This window comes from Chordicoccus furentiruminis, from assembly GCF_019355395.1.
Taxonomy (GTDB): Bacteria; Bacillota; Clostridia; order Lachnospirales; family Lachnospiraceae; genus Chordicoccus; species Chordicoccus furentiruminis.
Map to the genome: position 1 here is coordinate 252,058 of NZ_CP048829.1, position 11,524 is coordinate 263,581.

Here is an 11,524-nt window from a genome sequence, read left to right on the forward strand (position 1 = left end):
TCGGATCCGCCCTATTCGTTATGCCTTTTCGATGTATTGAAGGTAACTGACCGGCGCCGCACACTCGCGGCGCCTTTCTTATTATATAATCGAAAAAAATCCTGTCAAACGGTTTCAGACGTCAATCTCCGCTTTCCAGCCGAGCGCGTCCCGGTTCGCGTCCAGCACGGGCTGAACCGTCTCGGCAAGATAGCGGGCCGTCTGATACGGCGCGCGCCCGATATACTTCGCCGGATCCATGGATTTCTCGAGATCGGCGAGCGTAAGATGGAACATCGGATCCGCCGCGATCAGCTCCAGCAGCGGATTGTCCCGGCCTTCCTCCTTCACCGCACGGCCGGCCTGCATGCTGAGCTCACGGATCCGCTCATGGAGCTCCTGACGGTCTCCTCCCGCCTTCACTGCGTCCATCATGATGTTTTCGGTCGCCATAAACGGCAGCTCGGCCATCAGGTGTTTCCGGATGACCTTCGGGTAGACCACCAGGCCGTCCACCACGTTCGCCACAAGATCCAGCACACCGTCGCAGGCGAGGAAGCCCTCCGGCACGGAAAGCCGCTTGTTGGCGGAATCATCCAGCGTCCGCTCGAACCACTGTACCGAGGAGGTGACCGCCGGATTCACCGCGTCCGCTATCAGGTAGCGGGACAGAGAGGCGATCCGCTCGGAACGCATCGGGTTGCGCTTGTAGGCCATCGCCGACGAGCCGATCTGATTCTTCTCGAAGGGCTCCTCCACCTCTTTCAGATGCTGAAGCAGGCGGATGTCATTGGAGAACTTCGTGGCGCTGGCGCCGATGCCGGCAAGAACGTTCAGCACACGGGTATCCACCTTGCGGGAATAGGTCTGGCCGGACACCGGATAACAGGCGGAAAAGCCCATCTTCTCCGCAATCATCGGATCAAGACGGTCGCATTTTCCCTGATCTCCCGCAAACAGCTCGAGGAAGGAGGCCTGCGTGCCGGTGGTCCCCTTGCAGCCCAGAAGCTTCAGCGAACCGCGGACGTAGTCCAGATCCTCCAGATCCATCATGAACTCATTGATCCACAGCGTCGCCCGCTTGCCTACGGTCGTAGGCTGGGCCGGCTGAAAATGCGTGAACGCCAGCGTCGGAAGATCCTTGTAGCGGTCCGCGAAGCGTGCCAGCTCGGCAATCACGTTGATCAGCTTCCGCCGGATGATGTCCAGCGCGTCGCGCATCAGGATGATGTCGGTGTTGTCCCCGACGTAGCAGGATGTGGCGCCGAGATGGATGATTCCCTTCGCCTTCGGGCACTGCAGCCCGTAGGCGTAAACATGGGACATCACATCGTGACGCACTTCCTTCTCCCGGCGTTTCGCGTCCTCATAGTTGATGTCGTCCGCGTGGCTTTTCAGTTCCGCGACCTGCTCATCGGTGATCGGAAGCCCCAGTTCCTTCTCCGTCTCGGCCAGCGCGATCCAGAGTTTTCTCCAGGTCCGGAACTTTCTGTCCGGCGAGAACACTTCCTGCATCTCCGGGCTCGCGTAGCGTTCCGAAAGCGGACTTACATATCTGTCACTGCTCATAGCTCCTCCTGTCCTTGGCCGGCCGGACGGCCGGCTTCTCCGGGTCTTCCCGGTCCGTTCTTTATTCCAGCGCGTCGTGTATATTGATCTCCGGTGTCTTCATCGGGTAGACGCCGGTGAAGCATCCCTCGCACAGATGCACGCGCCCGTCCACCAGCTGGGGCAGACGCTCGGTTCTCAGATAGTGGAGGGAATCCGCTCCGATGATGCTGCAGATCTCCTCCACCGACCGGTTGTAGGCGATCAGCTGATGTCTCTCCGGAATGTCCGTTCCGAAATAGCAGGGCCAGAGGAACGGCGGGGAGGAAACCAGCATATGCACCTCCTTCGCCCCGTGGTCGCGGAGCATCCGGATGATCCGGTCCGAGGTCGTACCGCGGACGATGGAGTCATCCACCAGAATCACCCGTTTCCCGGCGACCGCTTCGGAAAGCGCATTCAGCTTCACCTGAACCCCCTGCTCCCGTGCGCTCTGCTTTGGCGAGATGAAGGTCCGGCCCACATAGCTGTTCTTGTAAAACGCCTGCCCGAAGGGAATGCCGGATTCCAGCGAGTAGCCGAGGGCGGCTGCATTCCCCGATTCGGGAACGCCGCAGACGACATCCGCGTCGATCGGCGCGTCCTGGGCCAGAAACCGCCCCGCGCGGATTCTGGACTGGTACACGGAAATTCCGTCGATGTGGCTGTCGGGCCGCGCAAAATAGATGTACTCGAAGCTGCAGTGCGCCTGACGCGCCGCCGGCCTCACACGGCTCCGGTCGGAACGGACGCCGTCCTTCGTGATGGTGACGATCTCACCCGGCTCCACGTCCCGGACGAACTCTGCCCCGATCGTGTCGAGCGCGCACGTCTCGGAGGCGAGGATCCACGCGTTATCGCGGCGGCCGAGCACAAGAGGCTTGAAGCCGTCCGGATCGCGCATACCGATCAGCTTTCTCGGAGACATGACGATCAGAGAATAGGCTCCCTTCAGCTTGTCAGCCGCCTTCCCCACTGCCTCCTCGACGGACGCGGAACGGACCCGTTCCCGCGCGATATGATACGCGATCACCTCCGAATCGATCGTTGTCTGGAAAATGCAGCCGTTGTATTCCAGTTCCTCCCTCAGGTCCAGCGCGTTGATCAGGTTCCCGTTGTGGGCCAGCGCGAGCGTTCCCTTGATATAGCTGAGAACGAGGGGCTGGGCGTTCTCCCGCGTACTGGCTCCTGCCGTCGAGTAGCGGACATGGCCTACGCCGATGTCGCCGTACAGCGCGTCCAGATCCTCCGGACGGAAGTTCTCATTGACCAGCCCCATCCCCTTGTGCGCGCGGACCTTGCCCTTAGGGCCCTCCGTGTCGCTCACCGCGATGCCGCAGCTCTCCTGGCCGCGATGCTGCAGGGCGAGCAGTCCGTAGTAGATCGTCCGGGCCACATCCTTGCGGCCCGACAGGTCATAGATTCCGAATACACCGCATGCTTCGCGAAGTTCTCTCATTCCGGTCTGTCCTTTTCTTCTGCGGCGGCCGTCACCGGCCGCTTCGGTCGCGTTTCGTCCGTCGCTGCCGGCGGACGCTTATACCGCGGCTATCATAGCCTATCCGTGAAGACATTTCAAGAAAAAGACCGGAAGGGACGCCGTCAGGCGTCCTCTCCCGGTCCTTTCGCGTAATTTGAAAGAAACTCCTGTGTCCGTTTTTCCTTCGGATGATCAATCACATCCCGGGACGCGCCCTGCTCGACGATCCTCCCTCCGTCCATGAAGATCACCCGGTCCGCCACGTCGCGTGCGAAAGCCATCTCATGTGTCACGATGATCATCGTCGTGTGCTGCATCGCAAGATTGCGGATCACGCGGAGCACCTCACCCGTCAGCTCCGGGTCGAGCGCCGAGGTCGGCTCGTCGAAGCAGAGAATATCCGGATGAAGAGCCAGCGCGCGGGCGATCGCCACCCGCTGCTGCTGTCCGCCGGAGAGCTGATGCGGGTAGCTGTTGATCCGGTTGGAAAGTCCCATCTCCCCGAGAAGCGCCTCCGCCTGATTCCGGATCTCCGCGTCCCGGTTCTGATGCTTCTCTTTCGCCGCCAGACGCGGCGCCAGCATCACGTTCTCAATGGCGGTGTACTGGGGAAAGAGATTAAACTGCTGGAAGACCATGCCGAAGTGAAGTCGCCGGCTCCGCGCCTCCGCGTCCGTAAGGCGCCGGCTGTCCGATCCGTCGAACAGCGTCTCGCCCTTCACCCGGATGACGCCTCCGTCCGGCGTCTCGAGAAAATTCAGACAGCGAAGCAGCGTCGTCTTTCCGCTTCCGGAGGATCCGATGATCGAAACCGCCTGACCTTCCTCCATGGAAAAGCTGATGTCTCTGAGGACGTCCGTCGCGCCGAAATGCTTGCTGATATGCTCTGCTTCAAGAAATGCCATCGCGTCTCCCCCGCTCATCTGAAATAATCCAGCTTTTTCTCGATATAGTGGAACAGCAGCGTCAGGAGGCCGCTGAACACAAGATAAAATACCCCGGTGTAGAACAGCGGCCAGATGATGCCCGCTCTCTTGATGAAACGTTCGCCGCTCCAGATGATCTCATAGACCGCGATCACTCTCGCGAGGGACGTGTCCTTGACCAGTGTGATGATCTCGTTGGCCATCGGAGGCACAATGGCCTTGATGACCTGAAGCAGCACGATCCGGCGGAAGATCTGGCCCTTCGTCAGTCCGAGCACCTGGCCCGCCTCATACTGGCCCACCGGAATTCCCTGAATGCCGCCACGGTAAATCTCCGAGAAGTAGCAGGCATAGTTGATGACGAAGGCAGCCAGTGCCGCAATGAAGCGGCCGGTATCTCCCGAGCCCCAGATGTTCTTCTGCAGAAGGATTCCGGGCCCGTAATAAATCACCAGAAGCTGCAGCAGCAGCGGCGTTCCGCGGATGATCCAGATCAGAAATTTCAAAGGATATTTCAGAACGGCGATGCGGCTCATGGAGCCGAGACTGATCAGCAGTCCCAGCGGAAGCGAGAACAGCAGTGTGAGGACGAACAGCTTCAGCGTCATCAGAAAGCCGTCCCAGAGAGAGGATGTGACAGTCCAGAACATGATCAGATATCTCCTTCAATGCAGAATGGCTGACAGCAGGAAACGATTCAGGCAGGCGGCGGACCGCCTGCCTGAATCGCAGGTTCACGGGGCAGGGAAAGACTTCCGGTACCGGCCGTTTTTCCTCCCGCTCTTTGGCTTAAGTCACTTCTGCTCGATCAGCGCGTCCTGCACGCCGTACTTCTCCGCGATCTTCTTCATCGTCCCGTCCTTGTACAGCTTCACGAACTCTCCGTTGATGCAGTCGCGGAGATCCGATCCCTGGCGGCATCCGACGCCGTATTTCTCGGTCGTCAGCTCAAGCGTATGGGTCAGATCCGGATAGGACGTCCCCTTCCCGATCATCGCGCCGGCCATCAGAAGATCGATGATCGCCGCATCCGACGTACCGGCTTTCACTTCCATCAGTGTGTCCGCCTGAGACGTCACCGACGTGCAGCTGAAGCCCTTTTCCTCCGCCGCGGCCTCGCCGGCCGATCCGGCTTCCACGGCGAACTGCAGATCCTTCAGGCTGTCCTCGTCCTTGTACTTGTCCGCCTTGTCGGAGGGAAGCACGACCACCTGAGCGTTATTGCAGTAGGCGTTGGTGCAGTCCATGGACTTCGTCACCTCGTCCGTCAGCGTCATACCGTTCCACACGCAGTCGATGCTCTTGTTGTTCAGCTCAAGGATCTTGTTGTCCCAGTCGATCTCGACGAACTTCACGTCAACGCCCAGATCCTCAGCCACCTTCGCGGCGAGATCCGCGTCAAATCCGATCCACTTTCCGTCGTCATCCTTGTAATCCATCGGCTCGAAATCCGTGATGCCGACAATCAGGTCTCCCTTGTCTTTGATATAGGCAAGATCGCCCTTCGGATCGAAGCTCTCCGCCGCGGATTCCGCTCCGGACACGGCTGCCGTATCCGAATCCGCCGCCAGAGCCGGCACCGCGCAGGAAACCGTCATCATGGCGGCCAGCATCAGACTCAGCATTTTCTTCTTCATAATCATCCTCCCGTTTCAGTCCGCTCCCGCCGCGCCTTCCGGACCGCTCCGGCGTTTCCGCCTCCGCCGTCTCCGCGGGTGCGATATGTCCCCGCCCTGCGCGCCGAACGCTGTTGTATCGCTCTACCATGGTAAAGCACTACCACAGCATAGCATAGGGCATCGGGGAGGTCAAGAAAGAATCCTCCTGTCGGAACGGCCGGCTTCCCGGTGATAGGCCGCCCGCAGTTCATCCGCCTCGGCGGCCAGCAGGCCGGAGTCGGCCGTCTCCTCGGCCCCGGGAGGACCGGAAAGCGCTTCCGACGCCTCCCTGAGCGCCGCCTCCGCCGCGTCCTCCGGTACACCGCGCGTCTCCGCTTCCCAACGGAACCGTTCCGCCGGATAAGCGACAGCCAGTGCCAGCAGCCAGATCCGTCTGTCCGCCTCACGCCCTGTCAGTGCCCACGCGCGCTCAAAGTCCGCCAGTGCCTCCTCGTATTCGAGCAGCTGCATCGACGCGGCGCCGCAGTTGTGCCAGATCTTCGCCAGCAGCTCCGTTCCGTCCTTCGGAGCGGCTCCGGCCGCCTCCTGATACAGCGCGATCGCCTGGCCGAAACGTCTCCAGCCGGCGAGCGCATCCGCCTTCAGCAGGAGCCGTTCCGGCAAGGACGCCTTCTCCAGCTTCTCCAGCCTCTGAAAATAAGCGCGCATTTCCAGTGGTGTCAGATAATCCGCATCCACCAGAAGCGGGCCGAGATAGTCCGTCAGCGCTCCTCCGTTTTTCATGGCCCGCTCCATTCTGATCGCCGTGCCGGTCATCGCAAATTCCTCGACCAGCCAGCGGGTCAGCGCCTTTGACGTGATCGATTCGTCGATGAGAGCCGGCTGCTCTGTCACCAGCCAGCACAGCTCCTCCACGGACCGGAGATTCCGCGCCAGATCCGGAAGATAGTAGGGATGGCGGGCCGTTCCCGTCTTTGACAGCCGATATCCGGTCATGTTGATGACGCTCCTTCCTTCGCCTTGAATGATGAGAATGCAAGCGGCACCGTATAGGTCCATCGCTTTCCGGAAGACGGGAACCATTCCCCGAAGCCCAGATCCGTCACCTCAAGGCGGGCCTCGTCCGTGCCAGTACAGGAGGCGGCCAGTCTGAGCCGCGTCGCACGGTTCGGCCTGTCCGGAAGGCCGTCCGGGAGATATCGTTCGTTCCGATGCTGGGTGCCGTCCATCGAGATGACCGTGACGACCAGATCCTTCCTTCCGTCCGGGATGATCTCACAGACCGATTCGTTCTCGAACCAGTTGACGCCGGCCCGGATCAGCGGATACACCGTCTGCCCGCTGCCGTCGATCAGATCGATGCAGAGGGAAGAGCGGACAATATCCGGTCCGAGATAGACGCGTCCGCGGAAAGCGTGGCGTTCGAGTCTCTCCAGCACGGTCCAGCAGGCCCCCTTGACAAAAAGGTTTCCTCCCTCGAATACCTTCGCGCCCCGGGCGCTGAGCGCGCGGACAGACCGTTTCGCCCAATCCTGACTGAATCCGTCTCCTGTGATGAAGATACCTGAAAGGCCTCCCGCACCGGTCCATCTGTCGACCGCCGCAGCGAAGGTCCCGTCCCTCCGGAGCGGATCCTGTTCAAGCGCAAGCCGTTCCGGCTCCGTGATCGTCACTGTGAACGGCTTCCGGCTCCGGTGTTCGTCCATCCGCTGGTATGTGACGGTATCGCCGCGAAACCGGATCAGCGCCATGCCGCGGACCGATATCTCCGGCTTCTGAGAATAGCCGTAATAGTAGAAGCTCTCAAGAGAATCCTGAACGAAGCAGCGCGCCGGGGGAAGCCCGAGTGCCGCCAGCGCGGAGCGGATTTCACTTGCGAGCCGTCCGGTCAGTTCCCCGGTCGTGACACAGATCCCGGCGATACAGCGTACCGGGTCCGTCACACCCAGCAGTTTCAGCGCCTCCCTGAAGAACGCAGCCAGCAGCTGTTCCGCCGTATACACTTTTCCGCCCACATCCGCACTGTCACCCCGTTTCAGGAGATCAAACAGGTCTGTGACCAGAGCGGCCTCCTTCCGTGAGGAAAAATACTCCGCTTCCCGCCCGAAGTACCATTCATCGGAACAGTTTTTTCTCGCGACGGCAGTAGGAAAGAAGAACAGATTCGTCCCGGTCCGTGTGGAAACGGACACCGGCTCCTTCCTCTTCCGGTCGTAGCACGTGATCTGAGACTCCTTCTCTCCGAGTTCAAATCCGATCAGCAAATTCCGCACTTCATTCATCATCCGCTCATCCCTTCTTCCGGTCCGACGTCCTCAGGCTTCCGTTATCCTGATCTTCAGTCCTGCCGCACCGCCTCATCGTCCCCGGGCTCGTTATTCCGGCCGGAAGAGCCGCTCCGCCTGACGTCTCGCTCTCCTGAACGACAGAAGCTCCTTACGAAGCGCGTCCGTGTCTCCGTCCGCCTTCGCCTTCAGCATCCGGTTGATTCTCTGGTAGCAGCCCGTCCCCTGCAGATCCGACGCGGAGGATGTGACGGCGGTACGGGGTCCGTCCGTCTCTTCTCCCTCATGCGTGACAGTCAGATAATACTCCAGCGTCTCCCCGTAGAAAAGCGTGAATGTCCGCGAACAAATTCCCCGGAAAATCCGCTCACAGTTCTCTGTCTGCCAGGGCTCCTCTTCCTTTCCGCCGTCAGCGGACAGCCTGTAGTGAATCGTTACCCGGTCCGCCGGAGAAACCTTCTTCTCGATGAAAATCCGGTCGCGGACAGGAAGCCCGCTCACAAACGAATCCGGAAGATCCTGATAGAAACGGAAAAACAGGCCGCGTGCCCGGCTCTCCTCCAGCAGGATTTCTGTCAGCTGTTTCTCCTCCGCTGTCAGCTCCTCCCTGTCGAGGCTGTACTTCTCGGATACAGCCCTGAGATACAGCAGCTTCACCGCGCCGTCCGTGATGTCTCCGGACCGCAGCTGGCTGCCCGCGAAGGATGCTGTCCACGGATCGATCCGTCCCGGCTCCCCGAGCATTGCATCCGCGTAAAATGCCAGATAGCGGCGGGCAAGCGCCGCGTCCCCGCCGGCCCCGACATAAGTGCGAAGCACGGAAGGCCCCTCGGCGTCCGATGACTTCGTAAAAATCATCCGGGCCAGAATCCGTTCGTCCATCGACCGGGTGCCGGCGGAAAAGGCCGCGGCTTTCTCCCGGACGGCGAGCATCTCCTTCAGTCCGCCCCTGAAGTACAGCATCAGATAATGCAGGATCTCCTCGTCGAAGCGGCCGCTTCGGAAAGCATAGACGGAAAGCTGAAGAAGCTCCTCATCCTCCCGGTCCTCCGCATTCCGGATGAGATGCGAGGCCAGCTGCGCGATCAGCGCCGGATCCACCCGCTCGAATCCGTGAGACGCCAGCGCCCGTGCGGCGGACTGATACTGACCCCCGGCTGTCAGAACACGAACCAGCAGCGCAGGGTCAGCCTCCGCGTACCGTTCCAGCACAGACGGATCCGTCTCGTCCGTGAAGAACGAATTTTCCGGGTGCACAAGAATATATCCGAGAATACGCCTCCGGACCTCCTCCCGGAACGCATCGCTCATCTCTTCTGATGCCTCGGCCCGTTTCCACATCCGGAACGCCTCGGCGTCAGCGATCTCCTTCCGCTCGAATTCCCGAATCCGGCTCACGATGATTCCCGGATCGGACGGACAGGACCGGACGCACATCTCGCGGAACCGGTCATCTTCCATCAGCCTTCCGCAGGCGTACGCTTTGGTCACCGCGTACCGGCGTCCTTCCCTGTCCTCGAGAAGAATCCGGGCATCCGGCGTGTACCACTCGATCCACGCGACGCCGTGCGAGAAGGGCACGGAGGTTTCTTTCGCCAGTTCCCGGTGGATGACAACCGCCGAGGTCACCGTGCGGTCATCGGTATACAGCCTGAATGTGAAGAGCAGCCTCGTCATCGTCGCGGCGGAAGCCTCGTCCGGCAGCCGTTCAATCAGCTCCTGATACAGCGCGGCGTAATTCACGGAAATCCTTCCCTGACGGAGTGACGCGGCGGCGAAGGCTTCCATCGTGTCATGATAACGGCGGAAGGTCTCCGGATCATCCGCTCGGCTGCGGACAACGGCTGCATAGAGCGAAGCACGTCCCTCATCAGACAGCGTATTGTTGTAAGCAAAGTAACGGCGGATCACCGCCGGCAGGATGCCTGTGCTTTCGGGGGGCATCGACTCCACATAATATTCGTAGAGGCGGAGCACACGGATCTGCTTCGCGACAGCCCGTTCGTACCACGGAAAGCAGCGGCTGTCGCGGGGATCCCCCTTCATAAGAAGCCGGACGATCGCCTCGAGCACGCCGTCCAGCGGCATCCGGCGGTATCCTTCCGTCAGGACCCGGAATAAAAGGCCGTTGAACGTCTTCTCATGATCCGAAAGAAAGGCGGCGCGGAGAAGCAGGCCTTCCGTCAGCATTTCTCTGCGCGCCGCAAAGAGAAGTATCCGGAGCATGAACGGATCCAGCCTCTCCAGAAGATCCTCTTCCTGCTTAAGAACGGAGAAAGCCTGAGCATAAAGGAACGGGCTGCGGCAGCCGCTTACGAAGGCGTTCCGCGTGAGCTCAAGGATACGCCGCCCGGACCTCCAGAGATCCGGGGACGTCCGGACCATCAGGCGGAGCATCAGCCAGCTGTCCGGCCGGCGCGCGGCGCAGGACCGGACGCGGGAGGCAAACGCTTCCCGCTTCAGCTTCGCCAGTCCGGTGAAACCCTCCATATAGTCGATGGCCATCAGGATCTCTTCCGGCTCTCCTGCCTTTTCCCCCTCCGTCACCCCGCGGAGAACCGTCTGCGCGTCGGCATGTCGGCCTCCCGTCTCCAGAGCAAAGGACCAGAGAAGCTTCAGCGCCGCCGTGCGCTCCGGGCGGATCTGCCGCAGCCGGTCGATCGTCTCCTCAAGACGGTCCGCCAGAGCGGCATTGTCCGTCCGGCCGCAGCACCAGTCCGTCATCTCCCTGAAAAGCGTCAGTTCGAGACGATCCGCGGCCACCGCCGGATCCGCCTCGTCCTTTTTCATCGCCGTCGCGGTGACACGTACCTCAAACGTTCCCTGCGGCGCGCGAAAACGGATACGTCCGAAGCGCATTCCCGTTCCAAGACGGCTCCTGTCAATGAGAAAGGAGAAGATACACGTCCGCCCCACAAAGTCTTCATCCGTGAGCACGGATTTCGGAAGAGACAGAAAATCCCCCTCGGTTTCGGCCAGGATCAGCAGGCTTCCCCACGACGAACGGCGCAGCGTCACCTGCTCCATCACCGTCTCCTTTATCCGGTCATACCGCACCTCGGAGACATCCGCCGTCACCGTCACCGGCTGCTTCAGTCCGGCCGCCAGCAGAAATTCCTCCATCGCCAGCATGGACGCGCCCGGAACGGCCAGCCCCCGGTGAAGGGCAAGGAGGGATGCGCGTTCCGGATCGTCCGCCGGAATCAGGTTCCCGAATCCCGGGCTCATGAACAGCCCGAACGCCTCCTCCGGTCCCTGTTCCGCCAGGGATGCGAACGAGGCGAGGTCCTTCGCCTCGCTTTCTCCGGTTCTCCTTTCCGCCCGGCGGATCCGGACGGCGACCGGAACCGACTGTTCCCCGGAATCCGTTACCACCAGCAGATGGCCGTTCACGGTATCCCCGTCACGAAGTCCCGTCACATCCACGCCGAAGCGAAGCCGCATTTTCCGTCCCGAAAACTGCTCGAGCTCCGGAATGATCCGCGCATGATCCGAGTAAAGCTCTCCCCGCACGCGGTCCGCATCCTCCGCCTCCAGATGAAGCGCAGACCGGATGCTCCGGCCCGGCTCCGTCTCCAGCCGGATCTCCGATTCCGTAATCTTTACCATGTTGTCTTCCCTCTCCTCCGGCTGAAAACCTGATCCGGA

The 11,524-nt window shown here is 61.0% G+C and carries 8 protein-coding genes; all 8 read right to left on the minus strand.

All coding sequences use genetic code 11. The features are described from left to right. Positions 1-114: 114 nt before the first annotated feature. The 8 genes from purB to G4C92_RS01170 all read right to left on the minus strand — a co-directional run bounded on the left by purB (position 115) and on the right by G4C92_RS01170 (position 11,485). Positions 115-1,548, minus strand: coding sequence for an adenylosuccinate lyase (purB, locus tag G4C92_RS01135; RefSeq protein ID WP_274940798.1), 1,434 nt, complete (start codon positions 1,546-1,548; stop codon positions 115-117). Between the two features lie 61 nt (positions 1,549-1,609). Beyond that, positions 1,610-3,025 carry an amidophosphoribosyltransferase gene (gene purF, locus G4C92_RS01140; RefSeq protein WP_274940799.1) on the minus strand — a complete coding sequence of 472 codons (1,416 nt, stop codon included), beginning with the start codon at positions 3,023-3,025 and terminating at the stop codon, positions 1,610-1,612. 143 nt (positions 3,026-3,168) lie between these two features. Beyond that, positions 3,169-3,951 (minus strand): amino acid ABC transporter ATP-binding protein, encoded by a 783-nt coding sequence (locus tag G4C92_RS01145; protein WP_274940800.1) that lies wholly within the window; start codon positions 3,949-3,951, stop codon positions 3,169-3,171. Between the two features lie 14 nt (positions 3,952-3,965). Then, the gene (locus G4C92_RS01150; protein WP_274940801.1) at positions 3,966-4,622 is read right to left on the minus strand and encodes an amino acid ABC transporter permease; all 657 of its coding nucleotides are present in this window, start codon (positions 4,620-4,622) and stop codon (positions 3,966-3,968) included. A 144-nt stretch (positions 4,623-4,766) separates the two neighbouring features. Continuing rightward, positions 4,767-5,609, minus strand: a complete 843-nt coding sequence (locus G4C92_RS01155; protein WP_274940802.1) for a transporter substrate-binding domain-containing protein — start codon at positions 5,607-5,609, stop codon at positions 4,767-4,769. Between the two features lie 171 nt (positions 5,610-5,780). Beyond that, positions 5,781-6,587, minus strand: a complete 807-nt coding sequence (locus tag G4C92_RS01160) for a tetratricopeptide repeat protein (RefSeq protein ID WP_274940803.1) — start codon at positions 6,585-6,587, stop codon at positions 5,781-5,783. Next, positions 6,584-7,876, minus strand: a complete 1,293-nt coding sequence (locus G4C92_RS01165; protein ID WP_274940804.1) for a DUF5716 family protein — start codon at positions 7,874-7,876, stop codon at positions 6,584-6,586. Before G4C92_RS01165 ends, G4C92_RS01160 begins: the two co-directional genes overlap by 4 nt. 90 nt (positions 7,877-7,966) lie before the next feature. Then, the gene (locus tag G4C92_RS01170) at positions 7,967-11,485 is read right to left on the minus strand and encodes a DUF5717 family protein (RefSeq protein WP_274940805.1); all 3,519 of its coding nucleotides are present in this window, start codon (positions 11,483-11,485) and stop codon (positions 7,967-7,969) included. Positions 11,486-11,524: the final 39 nt, after the last annotated feature.